This window comes from Pseudomonas sp. D3-10 (assembly GCF_051132175.1).
Lineage (GTDB): Bacteria > Pseudomonadota > Gammaproteobacteria > Pseudomonadales > Pseudomonadaceae > Aquipseudomonas.
This window is the reverse complement of sequence record NZ_CP071668.1, coordinates 3842322-3861972: the sequence shown is the minus strand read 5'-3', so window position 1 is coordinate 3861972 and position 19651 is coordinate 3842322. Positions and strand designations below refer to the sequence as shown.

General features: G+C 61.0%; 19 protein-coding genes. 13 read left to right on the top strand and 6 right to left on the bottom strand.

What is annotated here, in order from left to right; translation table 11 throughout:
• Positions 1 to 70 precede the first annotated feature (70 nt).
• Positions 71 to 883 carry an alpha/beta fold hydrolase gene (locus J3P90_RS17300; RefSeq protein WP_434650455.1) on the top strand — a complete coding sequence of 271 codons (813 nt, stop codon included), beginning with the start codon at positions 71 to 73 and terminating at the stop codon, positions 881 to 883.
• A gap of 149 nt (positions 884 to 1032) precedes the next feature.
• Here J3P90_RS17300 and dsbG read toward each other — a convergent pair whose 3' ends face one another.
• The 4 genes from dsbG to J3P90_RS17280 all read right to left on the bottom strand — a co-directional run bounded on the left by dsbG (position 1033) and on the right by J3P90_RS17280 (position 5414).
• The gene (gene dsbG, locus J3P90_RS17295) at positions 1033 to 1800 is read right to left on the bottom strand and encodes a thiol:disulfide interchange protein DsbG (protein WP_420764760.1); all 768 of its coding nucleotides are present in this window, start codon (positions 1798 to 1800) and stop codon (positions 1033 to 1035) included.
• On the bottom strand, positions 1776 to 2645 hold the full coding sequence (locus tag J3P90_RS17290; RefSeq protein WP_434610468.1) for a TlpA family protein disulfide reductase: 870 nt from the start codon (positions 2643 to 2645) through the stop codon (positions 1776 to 1778). Before J3P90_RS17290 ends, dsbG begins: the two co-directional genes overlap by 25 nt.
• Complete coding sequence (gene dsbD, locus J3P90_RS17285) at positions 2645 to 4372, bottom strand: protein-disulfide reductase DsbD (RefSeq protein WP_434675110.1); 1728 nt, start codon at positions 4370 to 4372, stop codon at positions 2645 to 2647. The genes J3P90_RS17290 and dsbD overlap by 1 nt, the downstream gene beginning before the upstream one ends.
• 103 nt (positions 4373 to 4475) lie before the next feature.
• Positions 4476 to 5414 (bottom strand): sel1 repeat family protein, encoded by a 939-nt coding sequence (locus J3P90_RS17280; RefSeq protein WP_420764757.1) that lies wholly within the window; start codon positions 5412 to 5414, stop codon positions 4476 to 4478.
• 212 nt (positions 5415 to 5626) lie between these two features.
• Between J3P90_RS17280 and J3P90_RS17275 the strand changes: the two genes are divergently transcribed.
• The 4 genes from J3P90_RS17275 (at position 5627) to J3P90_RS17260 (ending at position 9481) form a co-directional block, all read left to right on the top strand.
• Complete coding sequence (locus J3P90_RS17275) at positions 5627 to 6307, top strand: response regulator (protein WP_420764756.1); 681 nt, start codon at positions 5627 to 5629, stop codon at positions 6305 to 6307.
• The gene (locus tag J3P90_RS17270; protein ID WP_434610473.1) at positions 6307 to 7638 is read left to right on the top strand and encodes an ATP-binding protein; all 1332 of its coding nucleotides are present in this window, start codon (positions 6307 to 6309) and stop codon (positions 7636 to 7638) included. The genes J3P90_RS17275 and J3P90_RS17270 overlap by 1 nt, the downstream gene beginning before the upstream one ends.
• 122 nt (positions 7639 to 7760) lie before the next feature.
• A complete protein-coding gene (locus tag J3P90_RS17265) occupies positions 7761 to 9170 on the top strand; it encodes an aspartate aminotransferase family protein (RefSeq protein ID WP_434563195.1) in 1410 nt (469 codons plus the stop codon).
• Positions 9171 to 9253: 83 nt separating this feature from the next.
• Positions 9254 to 9481: an MbtH family protein gene (locus J3P90_RS17260; protein ID WP_434610477.1), complete on the top strand. Its 228-nt coding sequence runs from the start codon at positions 9254 to 9256 to the stop codon at positions 9479 to 9481.
• 121 nt (positions 9482 to 9602) lie between these two features.
• On the opposite strand, the gene ppsR is transcribed toward J3P90_RS17260, so the two are convergent.
• Positions 9603 to 10421, bottom strand: a complete 819-nt coding sequence (gene ppsR / locus J3P90_RS17255; protein WP_420764752.1) for a posphoenolpyruvate synthetase regulatory kinase/phosphorylase PpsR — start codon at positions 10419 to 10421, stop codon at positions 9603 to 9605.
• A 184-nt stretch (positions 10422 to 10605) separates the two neighbouring features.
• Between ppsR and ppsA the strand changes: the two genes are divergently transcribed.
• The 8 genes from ppsA to J3P90_RS17215 all read left to right on the top strand — a co-directional run bounded on the left by ppsA (position 10606) and on the right by J3P90_RS17215 (position 18708).
• Entirely contained in the window at positions 10606 to 12981 is a 2376-nt protein-coding gene (gene ppsA, locus J3P90_RS17250; protein ID WP_434676587.1) for a phosphoenolpyruvate synthase, read from the top strand.
• Positions 12982 to 13117: 136 nt separating this feature from the next.
• Complete coding sequence (locus J3P90_RS17245) at positions 13118 to 14107, top strand: alpha/beta fold hydrolase (protein ID WP_434675109.1); 990 nt, start codon at positions 13118 to 13120, stop codon at positions 14105 to 14107.
• Between the two features lie 128 nt (positions 14108 to 14235).
• Positions 14236 to 14727 carry a ribonuclease E activity regulator RraA gene (rraA, locus tag J3P90_RS17240; RefSeq protein ID WP_420764750.1) on the top strand — a complete coding sequence of 164 codons (492 nt, stop codon included), beginning with the start codon at positions 14236 to 14238 and terminating at the stop codon, positions 14725 to 14727.
• A gap of 25 nt (positions 14728 to 14752) precedes the next feature.
• The gene (locus tag J3P90_RS17235; RefSeq protein ID WP_434675108.1) at positions 14753 to 15748 is read left to right on the top strand and encodes a zinc transporter ZntB; all 996 of its coding nucleotides are present in this window, start codon (positions 14753 to 14755) and stop codon (positions 15746 to 15748) included.
• Between the two features lie 63 nt (positions 15749 to 15811).
• Complete coding sequence (locus J3P90_RS17230) at positions 15812 to 16057, top strand: CrfX protein (protein ID WP_420764748.1); 246 nt, start codon at positions 15812 to 15814, stop codon at positions 16055 to 16057.
• Between the two features lie 2 nt (positions 16058 to 16059).
• Positions 16060 to 16884 (top strand): mechanosensitive ion channel family protein, encoded by an 825-nt coding sequence (locus J3P90_RS17225; protein WP_045155488.1) that lies wholly within the window; start codon positions 16060 to 16062, stop codon positions 16882 to 16884.
• A gap of 91 nt (positions 16885 to 16975) precedes the next feature.
• Entirely contained in the window at positions 16976 to 17566 is a 591-nt protein-coding gene (gene sigX, locus J3P90_RS17220) for an RNA polymerase sigma factor SigX (RefSeq protein WP_420764747.1), read from the top strand.
• Positions 17567 to 17673: 107 nt separating this feature from the next.
• The gene (locus J3P90_RS17215; protein ID WP_186609887.1) at positions 17674 to 18708 is read left to right on the top strand and encodes an OmpA family protein; all 1035 of its coding nucleotides are present in this window, start codon (positions 17674 to 17676) and stop codon (positions 18706 to 18708) included.
• A gap of 186 nt (positions 18709 to 18894) precedes the next feature.
• Here the strand turns inward: J3P90_RS17215 and cobA are convergent, their stop codons facing one another.
• The gene (gene cobA / locus J3P90_RS17210; protein WP_434675107.1) at positions 18895 to 19650 is read right to left on the bottom strand and encodes a uroporphyrinogen-III C-methyltransferase; all 756 of its coding nucleotides are present in this window, start codon (positions 19648 to 19650) and stop codon (positions 18895 to 18897) included.
• Position 19651: the final 1 nt, after the last annotated feature.

The window sequence follows — 19651 nt, the reverse complement described above, 5'->3', positions numbered from 1 at the left end:
CGGTTGACGCTCAGTGCGGGTCACGGCAGTCTCCCCTGGGCCATTCCATTGCCAAACAAGGAGGTCACCGATGCCCTTTGCAACGATTGACGGACAACCGCTCCATTACCTGGACCAGGGCCAAGGCCCGGTAGTGGTGCTGGGTAGCAGCTATTTGTGGGACCAGAGCATGTGGGCGCCACAGGTCGATGCCCTGTCGAAACACTATCGGGTCATCGTCCCGGAGCTATGGGGCCACGGGCAATCCGGACGACTTCCCGAGGGCATGACCTCACTGGACGACTTGTCCCGCCAGACACTGGCGTTGATGGATCACCTGGATATCGACTGCTTCAACCTGGTCGGCCTGTCGGTGGGCGGAATGTGGGGGGCGCGGTTGGCGCTGGCAGCGCCTAAGCGAGTGAGTTCGCTGGTGTTGATGGACACCTACGTCGGGGTAGAGCCGGAACCGACCCGCCAGTATTATTTTTCACTGTTCGACAAGATCGAGGCCAGTGGCAGCGTGCCCGAGCCGCTGCTGGATATCATCGTGCCGATTTTCTTCCGGCCGGGCATCGATCCGCAGTCGGCGCTCTACCAGCAGTTTCGTGCCACCTTGGCCGCGCTGCCAACGGATCGCCTGAGGGACAGTATCGTGCCGTTGGGGCGGATCATTTTTGGTCGGGACGACGTCCTGTCGCGCCTGCCTGAACTGGATGCCAGGCGCACGCTGGTGATGTGTGGCGACCAGGACAAGCCGCGGCCACCGTCCGAGGCCCTGGAAATGGCCGAGCTGATCGGCTGCGAACACATGCTGATTGCGCAGGCGGGGCATATATCCAACCTGGAGAATCCGGAATGTGTGACTGAAGCGTTGTTGGGATTTCTGAAACGGATGCACTGACTTTGTGGCGAGGGGATTTATCCCCGCTGGGCTGCGCAGCAGCCCAAAACCAGATACCTCGGTGAAGCTGCCAAACCAAGTCGACAGGATTGGGGCCGCTTCGCGACCCAGCGGGGATAAATCCCCTCGCCACAGTTCAGTGTTCCGGATCACTTAGGCCCGAGAATCTTCACCAGTTTGTCCGACGACGGCGCGCCTTGCTGCTGTTGCAGTTCGCCCTGGTCATCGAGGTAGAAAATGGCTGGAGTGGAGGACAGCTCCAACTCGTCCATCAATTGCTGATTGGCGTCCAGTTTCGCCTGGATGGCCGGTGGTATTTCCTTGAGCGGCTTGAGCGAGCTGCCCTTGCCGGCTTTCTCATGGTCGGCCAGCGCCTTTTCCGGCGCCTTGGCCGCGAGCAGGGCGGCCGATTTGCCGGGGCTGTCTTCGCGGATGATGCCCACCATGATGTGACGCAACTGCACCTTGCCGGCCTTGACCCACGGCCGGGCCTGTTCCCAGAACATGTTGCAATACGGGCAATTGGGGTCACTGAACAGGTACACGGTGCGCGGTGCGTCCTTGCTGCCGTCGGCGATCCAGTTGCTGGCCTCCATTTTCGCCCAGATTTCCTTGGCCATCGGGGCATAGACCAGTTTTTGCAGCGGTTCGGCGCTCAAGTCCTTGCCGTCGGCGTCGTACAGGTTGCCCAGCAGGACGTGTTTGCCGTCCGGCGTCAGGTACAGCGCCATCCCACGGTTCTGGTATTGCGCCGCGTAGCCGCGCAGGCCGTCCGGTGCTTGGAAGGTACCGACGATTTTCGCGCCCTTGGCTTCGATCTTCTTGATGGCCGCTGGCAATTCTTCGGCGTGAAGCAGCGGTGCCTGCAGCAACGCGCCGGCGAAAGCCAGGGTCAGCAGGTGGTGGAGGCGGGGCATGGCAGTTTCCTTGTAGAAGGTGGGATCGCCGAGGTTGGACCCGGCGTTTCGAAATTTTCCAGGGCGCGGGCCAGGCTGGCTTCCGACAGTTCACCCAGGTGACTGCCGAGCAGGCGGCCATCGGCGCCGTAGAACAGGGTCGTCGGCAAGGCCATTGACCCGACGGCCTGGGCGAGACGGCCACTGCCGTCGAACAGCACGTTGTGCAGGCTCAGGCCCTGGGTGGCGAGGTAAGTGCTGACGCTATGCATGCTTTCGGCCTGATTGACGAACAGGAAAGTCAAGTCCGGGCGTTCCAGTTGAGCGGCTTCCAGCACCGGCATTTCGCGACGGCAGGGCGGGCACCAGGTGGCCCACAGATTGACCACCAGAGGCCCGCCCTGATAGTCGGTAAGTTTCACCGTTTGGCCGTCGGCGTTGCGCAGCTCGATCTCCGGCAACCGCGTGCCTTGGTCATAGATGGTCAATGACATTGTCGCCACCAGCCAGAACAGCAGGCCGCTGCCCACACCAAAGCCCAATGGCCGGCGCAGGGTCGGTCGGCGCCGCGCCCACAGCAGCGCCGCGGCCAACAGCACCAATATCCCCGGCCATGCAAGGAAACCGCCATCGCGCAGATCGACGATCTGCCAGAGGTCGTCCCGATAATGGTTCCAGTACGCCACGACAAAACCTGTTCGCGCGGCGAGCAGCCCGAGCAAAAACAGCACGAACAGCACCGACTCGGGGTTCTCGCCCCCGCGCTTGGCCACTCGCCAGCCGACGAACGTCGCCAATGCCAGCGCGCTGATCAACAGGAGGTGATGGATAGCGATGGCAAAGGTGCCCAGGGTAAAGGTCAGCATCAGCCTGCATCCCGGGTCAGGTTCCAACGCTCCAGGAAGCCTTTGGCATCGATCTCGCCCGTGATGCGCTGGCCACGGCGTTCTTCTGCGTCGGGCCCGATCCACAGCAGGCTGGGCGGGCCCGGCACCTGGTAGCGCTGGAGCAGCGCTCGGCTGGCGGCGTTGTCGGCAGTGACGTCCAGGCGCAGCAGGCGCACGTCGCTAAGCGCGGCCATGACTTCGGCGCGGCCAAACACCTGTTTCTCGATGATTTTGCACGACACGCACCAATCGGCGTAGTAGTCCAGCAGGACCCATTGGCCCTGGGCCTTGGCGCTGTCCAATTCCCGTTGCAGGGCGGCGGGCTCGCTGACGGTGATGAAGGCGTCGTGGGCCTGGGCAGTCGCATTGCCCTGGGCACCGCTGTAGACCTCCAGCGGCTTGAACAGATCGTCGCTGCCTCCCGCCGCCCCGACCACCAGCAGGCTTCCCCACAACCCGAACAGCAGCGATACGCTGCCCCACAGATAGGGCGCGCGACCGAACCCCTGGGTCTGGCGCCAGGCGCAGTAAGCGGCAATCAGCAGCAGAGCGCCCCAAAGGCCGATCCACAGCGAGCCGTCGATGACCGGGCGGATCATCAGCAACGCGGTACCCAGGAACAGGAAGCCGAATACGCCCTTGAGCAGGTTCATCCAGGCGCCTGGCTTGGGCAGGAAACGATTGCCGACGGTCACCAGCAACAACAGCGGCAGGCCCATGCCGACACCCATGGTGAACAGGATCAGGCCGCCATGCAGCGCGTTGCCGCTCTGGGCGATGTACAACAGCGCGCCGGCCAGCGGCGCAGTCATGCACGGCCCTACCAACAGACCGGACAGGGCTCCCAGAACGCCGGCACCCACCAGGCTGCCACCGCGGCGCTGGCGGCCGGCGTTTTCCAAGCGATCGCGCAGGGCGGCTGGGAGTTGCAGTTCGAAAAAGCCAAACATCGGCAGTGCCAATACAACGAAGATGGCCGCGAAGGTGCCCAGCAACCACGGCTGTTGCAGCAATGCCTGCAGATTGGCTCCCAACAGCGCGGCAAGCACGCCCATGGCGGCGTACACCATCGCCATGCTGATCACGTAGCTGCCGGCCAACGCCAGGCCGCGCCGGGGCCCGGCGCCGCTACCCACCACCAATCCCGCCAGGATTGGCAGCATCGGCAGCGAACAAGGGGTAAACGCCAGCAACAGCCCAAGGCCGAAGAACACCAGCAGGCTCCAGCCCAGCGCGCGCTGCTGCAAGCCGTTGGCCAGCGCCTGGTCTTGCGCCTCGCCAGTGCTTGCCACCGGTGCGGCGCCGCCCAGGTCTACGATTTGGGTCTGGGGCGGATAGCACAGGCCCGCATCGGCGCAGCCCTGGAAACCGACCTTGACCTTGCCGGTAGCCCCGGCGGGAATCTTCAGCTCCAATGCCTGGCGGTAGACTTGCTGGTCGCCGAAGAACTCGTCGCTGTGGGCTTCGCCCTCGGGCAGCTTCGGTTTCTGCGCTTCGGCCAGGCCATCGAACTTGAGCCGCTGCTGATACAGGTAATACCCGTCGGCGATCTGCCAGAACAACTGGGTTTCACCGGAGTCCAGGCGTTCGGAAGTAAAGACGAATGCCTTTTCCACCGGCAGGAAGTCGGGCTTGGTTTCGAAGGGATTGGCGGCCTGGGCCAGGCCCGAGATCAGAAACAGCCACAGCAAAAACAATCGACGCATGGGGTAGAGCCTTAGAACCAGGAGAGTGAGGCGCACAGTGGCGGCTGGCGATTAACCTTAAGTTAACGCCAGCCTACAAACGTGCCGGCACCCGTCGGGCCAATCAGAATTCCTGATAGGTTAACCGGTATTCGGACATCGGGGGATGGCTCAGTTTCCACGCTTGGGCCTGTTGCTTGGCGTCGGTGATTTCTTGCGCGGTCAATTGCGCTTCGAGGTGGGCGAGATTTTTGACAGTATCAGCGTGGCGCTTGAATTGGCGCGTTGTATCACTGACCAGCCAGAGCAGAGCGTAGGCTTTGACAAGGTCTTTTTCGTAGCCGTATTCCTGTTCATCCTCGTCCATGTCGTATTCCGTCGAGATCGCAAAGGCGTAGTCCAGCAAGGCATTGACATCATTGAGCTGAAGCCTCTTTTCCAGCCAGGCACGTCTGGTTGTCTTATCGCGTACTGTTAACAGTCTGGGGTACCACGCCATGGCTTTGGGCAAGCCCGCAATCGCGGCCTCCAGCAGGAGTCTCGTCTGTTCAGCCGTTGGGGTGAGGCCGGAGGGGACGAGTTTTTCATCCCTTCCATACAAGTAAGCCAGGATACATTTGGCCTCGGAGGAACCGGCTCGCTCGGATTTTCTCAACGACTCGATGTCCCCCGTCAATTCGTAAAGCTGTAGCAGGCGCTCAGCCGGGTCTGCGTTGGCTTCAGCCAATGCCTTGGCCTTGGCCAACGACGTTTCGTCCGCCAGTCGCAGCAGGGCGTAGAAATGATCTTGACCAGCAGCCTTTTGGTACCAGTTTCGCGCCTCTTCGGTCATGTTTCCGGCGTCACGCCTCAGCACCTCCGCCAAGGCATATTGCGCTTCTTTGTTGCCATCCGTGGCAGCTATCAATAGATGGAGTTTCGCCCTGTTGAATTCTCCCAGGTTGTATAACTCCAGGCCCTCGTTTGTCGCCATTGTTCGTTGCTTTTTTACATGGTCGACCAGGTTTTGGATCGCGGTGACAAAGTCGGCGTAACTGAGCAGCGCGTTCGTATGCGTATACATGTTGGGATACCTGCTTCAATAAGGAAAATATGTGTCCAGCGGGTACCAAAGTAAAAGCGATGGTCCATTCGGGTGCGGTATATATGTATGGCGATGGATTCGAATGTTTCCAACGGTTACTGGTATGCCTCGCACCCACGGCTTTGCGGGCTGCCATAATTGCGCCTTAATGTTCACTTGGTTCAATCGCGGCTTTTGCCCATGGAGCGTTCATGCACGTATTGGTATGCGAAGATGACGCGCTGATTGCCAGCGGCATCGTGGCCGGGCTCACGGCTCAAGGCCTGACGGTCGAGCACGTCGCCACGGCATCGGCGGCGCGGGCCATGGTCGGCGTGGCGACGTTCGATGTCATGGTGCTGGACCTCGGCTTGCCCGATGAAGATGGCCTCAAGCTGCTCAAGCAATTGCGCCAGCAGGGCCTGGAAATCCCGGTGCTGATCCTGACCGCGAGGGACTCGGTGACCGACCGTGTCGACGGCTTGCAGGCCGGCGCCGATGACTATCTGCTCAAGCCCTTCGACCTGCGCGAGCTGGCGGCGCGCCTGCATACGTTGTTGCGGCGCGTTGCCGGGCGCAGCGTCAACCTGATCGAACATGGTCGCCTGACGTATGACCCCAGCAGCCGGGAAACCACCCTGGACGGCCAGCCGGTTGACCTCTCCCGGCGCGAGCAGGCGCTATTGCAGGCGTTGTTGCACAGCCGTGGCCGGGTGCTCTCCACCGAGCAACTCAAGGACAGCGTCTACGGCTTCAATGACGAGCTGGAAAGCAATGCGCTCAACGTCCATATCCACCACCTGCGACGCAAACTGGGCAATGGCGTTGTCGAGACGGTGCGCGGGCTGGGCTATCGCCTGGGGCCGGCCGACGGCGGGGAATCTTCCAAGTGATGAGCCTGCGACTGCGCTTGAGCCTGACCCTGGGCGCGGCATTTGCCCTGATCTGGGCCTTGGCGGCGGCGTGGATGCTCAGCGACCTGCGCAATCAGATGATGTTTTCTCTCGATCAGCGCCTGGTCGCCTCGGCACAGATGGTCGCCGGGCTGCTGGAGCAATTGCCGCCGGTGCCCAGCAAGGGTGAGGGTACGCATTTCAGCGCCGAACAACTGAGCGTCCCGGGGGGCATGGCTTGTCAGGTTACCTCGTTGCGGGGCGAAATCCTGGCACGCAGCCACGACACCCCGGGACAACCGCTGGAAGCCGAGAAGATGGGCTTTCATGACCAGATGATCGATGGCGCGCCGTGGCGCAGCTTCACCCTGGCCCGTGGCGACTTGCGTATCACCACCGCCGACCGCCAGATTGAACGCGAAGCCTTGAACATGTCGGTGCTGTTGGCGGCGTCGGTGCCGGTCGGCGTGGCGTTGCTCGGTTGCCTGTGCCTGTTGTGGCTAGGCGTCGGCCAGGGCTTGGCGCCGCTCAATCGCATGCGCGATGCGTTGACGCGGCGTAACGCGGACTCCCTGGAGCCGTTGCAGATCCAGCCGTTGCCCAGCGAGTTGCAACCCTTGCTGGAAACCCAGAACCAGCTGCTGCTGCGCATCGGCAAGGCCATCGAACGTGAGCGCCGCCTGACCGGTGACGCGGCCCATGAATTGCGCAGCCCCTTGACCGCCATCAAGACGCACCTGCAGGTGGCGCGCATGACCGACGGCGCCGCTCGCGACCAGTCCCTGGCGCGGGCGGAGGAGGGCGCCGATCGGTTGCACCGTACCCTGGAACAATTGTTGTTGCTGGCCCGGGTCGAGGGCAGCCTGTCGTTCGACGACGGTGTGCAATGCAATGCCGCGCAAGTCGCGCGGCTGGCTATCCAGGACGCGGCCAATGGCGCTCCCCAGCGAATCAGGCTGCATGTCTCGCCGCAATTGTCCGATGCGCCGGTCCAGATGCCGGCGGTCTTGTCCATAGCCGCGCTGCGCAATCTGTTGGACAACGCCTTGCGCCATACCCCGGACGATACTGACGTCGAGCTGAACCTGGAAATGGTGGGCCAGCGCGTGCGTTTCCAGGTACGCGACCACGGGCCCGGCATTGCCGCCGACGATGTCCAGCACCTGACGCAGCGCTTCTGGCGCACTGGGCAGAGCGAAGGTTGCGGGTTGGGGCTGGCGATCGTCCAGGCCATCGTTCAGCGATGCGGCTGCGGCTTGCAGTTCGATAGCCGCCCGGACGGGCTGCGGGTCGAGCTGACCGTGCCGCTGCAAGCCTCTTTGACTCAGTAGATAGCCCGAGGCAGTAAATCCGTGCCTCGCTGATGCGTTCCCACAACAGGAAACCTGCATGTGCGCTGCGAATGCGCACCTGCCCGGTGCGCCGTTTGGTCACTCATTGCGGGGTCGAGAACATGTCAGTCACAAGTCCTATCGAAGCGTCGACAGTACGAGGCGGCTCCACGCCGGTCGAGACGCTTTACCAATTCGACGAATCACCGTTGCTGGCGCGCCAGAACCGCCAGGAATCCAATGCACGCAGTTATCCCCGACGCATACCCCTGGCGCTCAAACGCGCCAAGGGGCTGTACGTCGAAGACGTCGAGGGCCGTACTTTCATCGATTGCCTGGCTGGCGCCGGCACGCTGGCGCTCGGGCACAACCACCCGGTAGTGATCGAGGCGATCCGGCAAGTGCTTGCCGATGAACTGCCCCTGCATACCCTGGACCTGACCACGCCGGTGAAGGACCGCTTTGTCCAGGATCTGTTCGGCCTGTTGCCGGCAGCCCTGGTCGCCGAGGCGAAGATCCAGTTCTGCGGCCCCACCGGCACCGACGCCGTAGAAGCGGCGCTCAAGCTGGTACGTACCGCGACGGGGCGTAGCACGGTGCTGTCGTTCCAGGGCGGCTATCACGGAATGAGCCAGGGTGCGTTGAGCCTGATGGGCAGCCTGGGGCCGAAGAAGCCCTTGGGCGCCTTGCTCAGCAACGGCGTGCAGTTCATGCCGTATCCCTACGATTACCGCTGCCCGTTCGGTTTGGGCGGCGCGGAAGGCGTCAAGGCCAACCTGCATTATCTGCAAAACCTGCTGAACGATCCGGAGGCCGGCGTGCAATTGCCAGCGGCCGTCATCGTCGAAGTGGTGCAGGGCGAGGGCGGCGTCGTACCGGCCGACCTCGACTGGCTGCGTGGCTTGCGGCGGATCACCGAGCAGGCCGGGGTGGCGTTGATTGTCGATGAAATCCAGAGTGGCTTCGGCCGGACCGGTAAGATGTTCGCCTTCGAGCATGCCGGAATCGTCCCGGACGTGGTCGTGCTGTCCAAGGCCATCGGCGGCAGCCTGCCGCTGGCGGTCGTGGTGTATCGCGACTGGCTCGACACCTGGGCGCCGGGCGCCCATGCCGGCACGTTCCGGGGCAACCAGATGGCCATGGCAGCCGGTTGCGCTGTGATGCGTTATCTGGTGGAACACGACCTGCCGGCCCACGCCACCGCCATGGGCGAGCGCTTGAGCGAGCATTTGCTAATCCTGCAACGGGATTTCCCGCAGATGGGCGATATTCGCGGTCGCGGCCTGATGCTCGGCGTCGAGTTGGTCGACCCTGCGGGCGTGCCGGACACCCAGGGTCACCCACCGGTGCATGCGCGTCTGGCGCCACGCTTGCAGCGCGAGTGCCTCAAGCGTGGGCTGATCCTGGAATTGGGCGGCCGACAGGGCGGCGTGGTGCGGTTCCTGCCGCCATTGATTATCACGGCGACGGAAATCGATCGGGTCGCCGACATTTTCCGGCGCGCCCTGGAAGCCGCCGTGGCCGATGCCTAATTTTCCCTCGGCCCGGTACGTTCCTTTCATACCTTGGCTGCGCCCGTGGCGCGGCGAACCTTGAGCAATGACGGAGAAACACCATGACTTCAGTATTCGATCGCGAGGACATCCTCTTCCAGGTCGTGGTCAACCACGAAGAACAATATTCGATCTGGCCGGACTACAAAGCCATCCCGGAAGGCTGGCGTACGGTCGGCAAAAGCGGCTTCAAGAAGGAATGCCTGGCGTATATCGAAGAGGTCTGGACCGACATGCGCCCGTTGAGTTTGCGCAAGAAGATGGACGAGCAGGCGGCATTAGCGCAGTAGACCGCGGACACATGTGGGAGCGAGCCTGCTCGCGATGCAGGCAACTGGGTCTTTCAGTCAGACCAAGGTGATGCTATCGCGAGCAGGCTCGCTCCCGCAGGGCTTTGTGGCGTTGCGGGTTTTATTTGAACCGCCGCTCCACGCCTTTCTCCACCAGGATCTTCGCCGATATCTCTTCCACGGAAAAATGCGTGGAGTTGATATGGGGAATGTTCTCCCGCCGGAACAGGTTTTCCACTTCGCGCACTTCGAACTCACACTGGGCGTAGCTCGAATAGCGGCTGTTGGGCTTGCGTTCGTTGCGGATCGCGGTGAGGCGGTCCGGGTCGATGGTCAGGCCGAACAGTTTGTGCTGGTGGGCGCGCAACGCATTGGGCAGTTGCAGGCGCTCCATGTCGTCTTCGGTCAACGGATAGTTGGCCGCGCGGATGCCGAATTGCATCGCCATGTACAGACACGTCGGCGTCTTACCACACCGCGACACACCCACTAGGATCAGGTCGGCCTTGTCGTAATAATGCGTGCGGGCGCCGTCATCGTTGTCCAGCGCAAAGTTGACCGCCTCGATCCGCTCCATGTAGTTGGAGTTGTGACCAATGGAATGGGACTTGCCGACCGAATAGGAAGAATGTTCGCTCAGTTCCTGTTCCAGGGGCGCCAGGAACGTGGAAAAAATGTCGATCATGAAACCATTGGACGTTGCGAGAATCTCACGGATGTCCTGATTGACGATGGTGTCGAAGATAATCGGGCGAAAACCGTCGTTTTCGGCGGCTTTATTGATTTGCTGTACCATGGCCCGCGCCTTGTCGACGCTGTCTATGTAGGGGCGTGTCAGCTTGGTGAAGGTAATGTTTTCGAACTGCGCCAACAGGCTCTGGCCCAGCGTTTCGGCCGTGATGCCGGTGCCGTCGGAGATAAAGAAAGCAGATCGTTTCATTTGCGCCTTGGGCCTTAAGCTAGTGAGCTAGTCACGATTCTTGGATATGATAGGCGCGATTTGCCGGCCGCCCGTGGCCCGCATTCTCACTTATTTTCCAGGTCCAGGCCATATCGCCGGTGAGCGCTCCCCTGGAGCCGCCGGTACCTTGAGCTTTTCCAACACAGTCAGTGGAGAGATCACCTTGGTAGAGTACGTAGTTTCCCTCGATAAGCTCGGCGTCCATGATGTAGAGCATGTGGGGGGCAAGAACGCATCCCTGGGCGAGATGATCAGTAACCTCGCGGGCGCCGGAGTATCGGTGCCGGGTGGCTTCGCCACGACCGCCCAGGCTTATCGTGACTTCCTGGAACTGAGCGGCCTGAACCAGCAGATCCACGATGCGCTCGACGCCCTGGACGTCGATGACGTCAATGCCCTGGCCAAGACCGGTGCCCAGATCCGCCAATGGATCATGGAAGCCGAGTTTCCCGAGAAGCTGAACAGCGAAATCCGCACGGCTTTTGCCAAGCTCTCCGAAGGCAACCCCGACATCGCTGTCGCCGTACGCTCCTCGGCCACCGCCGAAGACTTGCCGGACGCCTCGTTCGCCGGCCAGCAGGAGACTTTCCTGAATATCCGTGGCGTGGAAAACGTCATCCGAGCCGCCAAGGAAGTCTTCGCCTCCCTTTTCAACGACCGTGCCATTTCCTACCGCGTGCATCAGGGCTTCGACCACAAACTGGTCGCCCTGTCCGCCGGTGTGCAGCGCATGGTCCGCTCCGAAACCGGCACCGCCGGCGTGATGTTCACCCTCGACACCGAGTCGGGCTTTCGTGACGTCGTGTTCATCACCGGCGCCTATGGCCTGGGTGAAACCGTCGTGCAAGGCGCGGTGAACCCCGATGAATTCTATGTCCACAAGGGCACCCTGGAAGCCGGTCGTCCGGCCATCCTGCGCCGCAACCTGGGCAGCAAGGCCATCAAGATGGTCTACGGCGACGAAGCCAAGGCCGGTCGTTCGGTCAAGACCGTCGATGTCGACAAGGCTGATCGCGCGCGCTTCTGCTTGACCGACGCCGAAGTCAGCGAGCTGGCCAAGCAGGCGATGATCATCGAGAAGCACTACAAGTGCCCGATGGACATCGAGTGGGCCAAGGACGGCGACGACGGCAAGCTGTACATCGTGCAGGCCCGTCCGGAAACCGTGAAGAGCCGCACCCAGGCCAACGTCATGGAGCGCTACCTGCTCAAGGAAACCGGCACCGTGCTGGTGGAAGGCCGCGCAATCGGCCAGCGCATCGGCGCCGGCAAGGTGCGGATCATCAAGGACGTCTCGGAGATGGACAAGGTCCAGGCCGGCGACGTGCTGGTCTCCGACATGACCGATCCGGACTGGGAACCGGTGATGAAGCGCGCCAGCGCCATTGTCACCAACCGCGGTGGACGCACTTGCCACGCGGCGATCATCGCCCGTGAGCTGGGCATTCCGGCCGTGGTCGGTTGCGGCAATGCCACCGAACTGCTCAAGGACGGCCAGGGCGTGACCGTTTCCTGCGCCGAAGGCGACACCGGCTACATCTTCGAAGGCGAGTTGGGCTTCGACATCAAGAAGAACTCCGTGGACGCCATGCCGGAGCTGCCGTTCAAGATCATGATGAACGTCGGCAACCCGGACCGTGCCTTCGACTTCGCGCAGCTGCCGAACGCCGGCGTGGGCCTGGCCCGCCTGGAGTTCATCATCAACCGCATGATCGGCGTGCACCCCAAGGCACTGCTGAACTATGACGGCCTGCCACAGGACATCAAGGACAGCGTCGACAAGCGCATTGCCGGCTACGACGACCCGGTCGGTTTCTACGTCGAGAAGCTCGTGGAAGGCATCAGCACCCTGGCGGCGGCGTTCTGGCCGAAGAAAGTCATCGTGCGGCTGTCGGACTTCAAGTCCAACGAATACGCCAACCTGATCGGTGGCAAACTCTACGAGCCCGAAGAAGAGAACCCGATGCTGGGCTTCCGTGGTGCGTCGCGCTACATCAGCGAATCGTTCCGCGATTGCTTCGAACTCGAATGCCGTGCCCTCAAGCGCGTGCGTAACGAGATGGGCCTGACCAACGTCGAGATCATGGTGCCGTTCGTGCGCACCCTCGGCGAGGCGAGCCAAGTGGTCGACCTGTTGGCGGAAAACGGCCTGGCCCGTAGCCAGAATGGCCTGCGCGTCATCATGATGTGCGAACTGCCGTCCAACGCGATCCTGGCCGAAGAATTCCTCGAGTTCTTCGACGGCTTCTCCATCGGCTCCAACGACCTGACCCAACTGACCTTGGGTCTGGACCGCGATTCGGGGATCATCGCCCACCTGTTCGACGAACGTAACCCGGCGGTCAAGAAGCTGCTGGCCAATGCTATCGCCGCCTGCAACAAGGCCGGCAAGTACATCGGCATCTGCGGCCAGGGCCCTTCGGACCACCCGGACCTGGCCAAGTGGCTGATGGAGCAGGGTATCGAAAGCGTTTCGTTGAACCCGGACTCGGTACTGGAAACCTGGTTCTTCCTGGCTGAGGGGCAGGCTGCGGTCTGATCGAGTGAAGGGGCCTGATCGGTAATGTAAGCCGGGGTAATTCCTTGTGGTATCCGGCGGCCAGTCTTCCGGCCCCTTTTGATTTGAAGTAGGGCGGGCTCCATTTGGAAGCCGCCCTTTTTTGTGCAAGAAGATCATGCAAAGCAGCAGCAACCTATTTCCTGTCGCCCTGATCAGCGCCGAGCGGCGTGGCGATCTGAGCGAAGATGTCTATCGTTTGAAACCCGGTAACAGCCCCGACTACAGCGTCGAGCTGGCCGTCACCCGGCTGGGCATGGCCGATGTCGGCGATACCCGGGGTGTCCCGGTGATCCTGTTGCACGGCAGTTTTTCCAACCGTCGCTTCTGGTATTCGCCCAAGGGGCTGGGGCTGGGGGCGCACCTGGCGCGGTTGGGGTTCGATGTCTGGATTCCCGAAATGCGCGGGCATGGCTTATCCCAACGAAACCAGGGCTACCGCAACAACCGCGTGGCCGACTACGCCCGGTATGACTTGCCGGCCATCGGCGCCTTCGTGCGCGAGCAGAGCGGGCAGGTGCCCCATTGGATCGGTCACTCGCTGGGCGGCATCACCCTGGCAGCGGCCTTGGGCGGCCATTACCTGGGCGCGCCTGCCGTTGCATCGGCGGCATTTTTTGGTACACAGGTCAGCCGTACCTATTGGCCACTGAAAATTCCCCCGGTTGAATGGAGCGGGCGCTTCATCCTCAAGCGTTTCGCCCATTTGTCCGGTTCAAGGCTCAAGCGCGGCCCAGAAGATGAGCCCATCGGCCTGGCCCTGGAGAGCCTGCGCTGGTATGGCCTGTTCGGGCGTTTCGGCGATGCCGAGAAAAACTGGTGGGCGGGCCTGGCCGACGTGCAGGTGCCGGTGCTGGCGGTGAGCGCCGCCGGCGATCAGCAGGATCCTACCTGGGCATGCCGCAAACTGTTCGAGCAGATCGGTTCCGAGCACAAGCAATTTGTCTGCCTTGGGCGCGAACAAGGCTTCGGCGATGATTTCGGCCACGTCGAAATGCTCGTCAGTAAAGCCGCCCAGGCCGAGGTCTGGCCATTGGTGGCTCGGTGGCTGGAGGATCAGCGCGGACCGTTGCCGGCGGATCAACCCCACCTGGCGGAGGCGGTTTGACGCGAAGGCTCTGAGGAGGGCATTTCGCTCTGGACTGCTTGCGGCTAAGATATGACGCGTTCCGCTGTTCCGGTCACAAACAGCGGTTCACTTCAGCCCGACGTTCCAGCCCATACAGGAGTTCTTCGATGAACCATTACCTCACGCCTGACCTGTGCGATGCCTATCCAGACCTCGTGCAAGTGGTGGAACCGATGTTCAGCAATTTCGGCGGCCGCGATTCCTTTGGTGGCGAGATAGTGACCATCAAGTGTTTCGAAGACAATTCCCTGGTCAAGGAACAGGTCGAGCTCAAGGGGGACGGCAAGGTGCTGGTGGTCGACGGCGGCGGTTCCCTGCGTCGGGCGCTGCTGGGAGACATGCTGGCGGAAAAGGCCGCGAAAAATGGTTGGGAAGGGTTGGTGATCTACGGTTGCATCCGCGACGTCGACGTCATTGCCCAGACCGACCTCGGCGTCCAGGCCCTGGCCAGCCATCCGATGAAGACCGACAAGCGTGGCATCGGCGATCTCAATGTGGCGGTCACCTTTGCTGGCGTGACGTTCCGTCCGGGTGAATATGTCTATGCGGACAATAACGGCGTGATTGTCTCGCCGAGCCCGTTGAAGATGCCTGAATAAAGCGTTGCAGCCATAAGGGATGAGGATGTTCGAGGAAGAAAACGCGCAATGGGGGCTGGTGCATGCCCTGGTGCTGGATGGTAAAGGTGGCGCGCGTTCGATAGCCCGGACCGAACTTGACGATCTGCAGCTGCAGGCCCATGAAAGCCTGTGGCTGCATTGGGACCGCAGTCATCCGCAAACCCATACGTGGCTGCGCAAATCCAGTGGTTTGAGTGAATTCAACTGCGACCTGCTGCTTGAAGAGAACACCCGTCCACGACTGCTGCCGCTGCCCAACGCCGAACTGCTGCTGTTTTTGCGTGGGATCAACCTCAATCCGGGGGCCGAGCCGGAAGACATGGTGTCGGTGCGCATCTTTGCGGCGGCGCAGCGAGTGATTTCCCTGCGGCTGCGCCCTTTGCGCGCCACCGATGAGCTGCTGGCCGAGCTGTCCGAGGGCAAGGGGCCCCGGACAGCTTCGGAACTCATCCTTTATATGGCGCAGTACCTGACCAATAAGGTGCAGGACCTGGTGACGTGCCTGTCGGAAATCGTCGACACCGAGGAAGAAAAGCTCGATACCGACGAACGGTATACGCCTGAGCACGATGCCATTTTGCACATCCGTCGCCGGGCTGCCGGGCTGAAGCGATTCCTGGCGCCGCAACGGGATATTTTCGGCCAGATGTCGCGAATCAAGTTGCCCTGGTTCGTCGAGGACGACGGTGACTACTGGAATGAATTGAACAACAGCCTGACCCGCTATCTCGAAGAGCTGGAACTGACTCGCGAGCGCGTGGGGCTGGTACTGGAGGCCGAGGACCGGCGCCTTTCAGTGCGCATGAACCGCACCATGTACCGCTTCGGCATCATCACTGGGATCTTCCTGCCGATGAGTTTCCTCACGGGGCTGCTGGGCATCAATGTCGGCGGCATTCCGTTTTCCGAGAGCCACTATGGTTTCCTCGTCGCTTGCCTGCTGATGGTCTGCGTTGCGCTGGGGCAATGGTGGCTGTTTCGCCGTTTGCGTTGGGTGTGATGGGGTTTCATGTGACCCGACGAAATCTGATCGCGTCTTCCACAGACATCACGAGAGGTGCGTATGCACGATCCGTTTGAACAGTCTCTGCGCGACATGCTCAAGGCCTCGCCGTCCAGCCGGGACGACGATGCATGCCTGGGCCGTGTACTCAAAACCGCCAACCGCCAGGTGGGCGCCGGCGATCTGTTCAGCCTGCTGGGCCGTTGGGTGCCAGCGCTGATGATCGCCCTGAACAACGGGTCGGCCCACGTCTCGCCGGTTTCCCGTCGCAAACCTGTTACTCGCACCGCTGATAAGGCTGACTGAATATGGAACTTGATCTCTGGACCCAGAGCCTCGTCACGGCAATGACTGCGTTGTGGACCAAGATAGCTAACTTTATTCCCAATCTCTTCGGCGCCCTGGTGGTGCTGTTGTTGGGTTTTGTCGTGGCCAAGCTGCTGGACACGTTGCTGTCCAAGCTGCTCGCCAAATTGGGCCTCGATCGCCTGATGGGCGGCACCGGCCTGACCAAGCTCTTGTCCCGTGGCGGCATCCAGGTTCCGATCTCGACCTTGGTGGGCAAGATCGTCTATTGGTTCGTGCTGCTTATATTCCTGGTTTCCGCGGCTGAGTCCCTGGGCCTGGAGCGCGTTTCAGCGACCCTGGACATGCTGGCGCTGTATTTGCCGAAGGTGTTCGGCGCTGCCTTGGTGTTGCTGGTGGGCGTGTTGCTGGCGCAACTGGCCAACGGCCTGGTGCGCGGCGCCGCCGAAGGTGTCGGGCTCGATTATGCTTCGGGACTTGGACGGATTGCCCAGGGCCTGGTGATCATCATCAGTATTTCGGTCGCGATCAGCCAGTTGGAGGTCAAGACTGACCTGCTGAACCATGTGATCGTGATTGTCTTGATTACCGTTGGTCTGGCGGTTGCGCTGGCCATGGGGTTGGGAAGCCGGGAAATCGCCGGTCAGATTCTTGCGGGAATCTATGTGCGTGAGCTCTACGAGGTTGGGCAACAAGTGCGTGTTGGAGAGGTCGAAGGCCAGATCGAAGAGATCGGCACGGTGAAGACCACATTGCTGACCGAGGAAGGCGAGCTGGTGTCGCTGTCCAATCGGATTCTGCTGGAACAGCATGTGAGTAGCCGCTAACCCGGCAAATCCTGCTAATGTATGCCGCCGCAAAATGCCTGGTACCGCAGGCTGCGGCGCACATTGACCTAGACTGTCGGCCCGACTTGTTTTGAACAAACCCCAATCGCTATCCACGCGCTACGACCCCCGTGATCTCTCCGATGAGGAGTTGGTCGCGCGCGCGCATTCGGAGCTGTTTCACGTCACACGCGCATACGAAGAGTTGATGCGCCGTTACCAGCGAACATTATTTAACGTTTGTGCAAGATATCTTGGGAACGATCGTGATGCTGATGATGTCTGTCAGGAGGTGATGTTGAAGGTGCTGTACGGCTTGAAGAACTTCGAGGGGAAATCGAAGTTCAAGACGTGGCTATATAGCATCACCTACAACGAATGCATCACACAGTATCGCAAGGAGCGGCGAAAGCGTCGGTTGATGGACGCGTTGAGCCTTGACCCTCTCGAGGAAGCGTCCGAGGAAAAGGCGCCCAAGCCCGAGGAAAAGGGTGGACTCGATCGCTGGCTGGTTTATGTGAACCCGATCGACAGGGAAATTCTGGTGCTACGATTTGTCGCAGAACTGGAATTCCAGGAGATCGCAGACATAATGCACATGGGTCTGAGCGCGACAAAAATGCGTTATAAGCGCGCGCTCGATAAGCTGCGTGAGAAATTTGCGGGCATAGCTGAAACTTAGTTCAGCGCAAATATCTCTTACGTGTAGGCAAGTTCTGATAGACTTGCCGCCGAGTTGTCCCCCGGTTTGCGGGACTGCTTCACAATCACCAGATGGGGATTTAACGGATGAAACTGAAAAACACCTTGGGCTTTGCCATTGGTTCTTTGATTGCTGCCACTTCGTTCGGCGCTCTGGCACAAGGCCAAGGCGCAGTTGAAATCGAAGGCTTCGCCAAGAAAGAAATGTTCGACAGCGCTCGTGATTTCAAGAACAACGGCAACCTGTTCGGCGGTTCGGTTGGTTACTTCCTGACCGACGACGTTGAACTGCGTCTGGCCTACGACGAAGTGCACAACGCACGTACCGACGATGGCACCAACGTCAAGGGCGCGAACACCGCTCTGGACGCTCTGTACCACTTCAACAACCCAGGCGACATGCTGCGTCCTTATGTTTCGGCCGGTTTCTCCGACCAGAGCATCGACCAGAATGGCAGCAACGGTCGTAACCGTTCTACCTTCGCCAACGTTGGTGGCGGCGCCAAGCTGTATTTCACCGACAACTTCTACGCCCGTGCTGGCGTTGAAGCTCAGTACAACATCGACCAGGGCGACACCGAGTGGGCTCCTAGCGTCGGTATCGGTGTGAACTTCGGTGGCGGCTCCAAGCCAGCTGCTGCTCCAGTTCCAGCACCTGCTGAAGTCTGCTCCGACAGCGACAACGATGGCGTGTGCGACAACGTCGACAAGTGCCCTGACACCCCAGCCAACGTAACCGTTGACGCTGATGGCTGCCCAGCTGTTGCTGAAGTCGTACGTGTTGAGCTGGACGTCAAGTTCGACTTCGACAAGTCGGTCGTTAAAGAAAACAGCTACGGCGACATCAAGAACCTGGCTGATTTCATGAAGCAGTACCCATCCACCAGCACCACTGTTGAAGGTCACACTGACTCCGTCGGTCCTGACGCTTACAACCAGAAACTGTCTGAGCGTCGTGCAAACGCCGTTAAGCAAGTTCTGACCAACCAGTACGGTGTTGAATCGTCCCGCGTTCAGTCTGTTGGCTACGGCGAATCCCGCCCAGTTGCCGACAACGCCACTGACGCTGGTCGTGCAGTCAACCGTCGCGTAGAAGCGCAGGTTGAAGCTCAAGCTAAGTAATTAGCCCACAGCACTAGAAAACCCGGCTTAGGCCGGGTTTTTCTTTGTCTGGGATTTAATGGGACGGCTTGTGCAGAACCTGTGGGAGCGAGCTTGCTCGCGATTGCGGTGTATCAGTCACCCTGCAAGTGGCTGATCGATTGCAATCGCGAGCAGGCTCGCTCCCACATTGGTAATCGTCGTAAGTTAGACCGCTAGAGCCTGGGCCATGGTCTGCGCAGAAACGGGCAATTCGGCAACACCCGCCACCGCACCAATCACCAGGATCGCCGGACTCTTGAGTTGAAACGCGCTGGCGTCGGTTTCCATCGATGCCAGGTCGCTGCGGCAGTCGCGCTGGTGGGGCAGGGAGGCGTTTTCAATCATGGCGACCGGTGTATTCGCCGCCATACCGCCCGCCAGCAATTGCTCACGGATCTCGCTCAGTTTCGCCACCCCCATATACACCACAAGGGTCGTCCCGCCCTGGGCCAGGGCTTGCCAGTTCAGGCTGCTGCCGTCCTGGGTATGGGCGGTGACCAGCGTCACGCCACGAGCAACGCCGCGTAAGGTCAGTGGAATATCGCATTGGGTGGCTCCGGCAAGACCCGCCGTGATGCCATTGACCAGTTCCACCTCGACCCCGTGTTCGCGCAGCCACTGCGCTTCTTCGCCGCCCCGGCCGAAAACGCACGGGTCGCCGCCCTTGAGGCGTACCACGCATTTGCCTTGGCGGGCATAACGCAGCATCAGTCGATGAATGAACGCTTGTGGCGTGGAGCGGCAACCGCCGCGCTTGCCCACGGCGATGATGCGTGCGCCCGGACAATGTTCCAGCACTGCCTCGTTGACCAGATCATCGATCAATACGACATCGGCTTCGCCCATGGCGCGCACGGCTTTGAGGGTCAGCAATTCAGGGTCGCCAGGACCCGCACCTACCAGCCAGACTTTTGCGTTCATA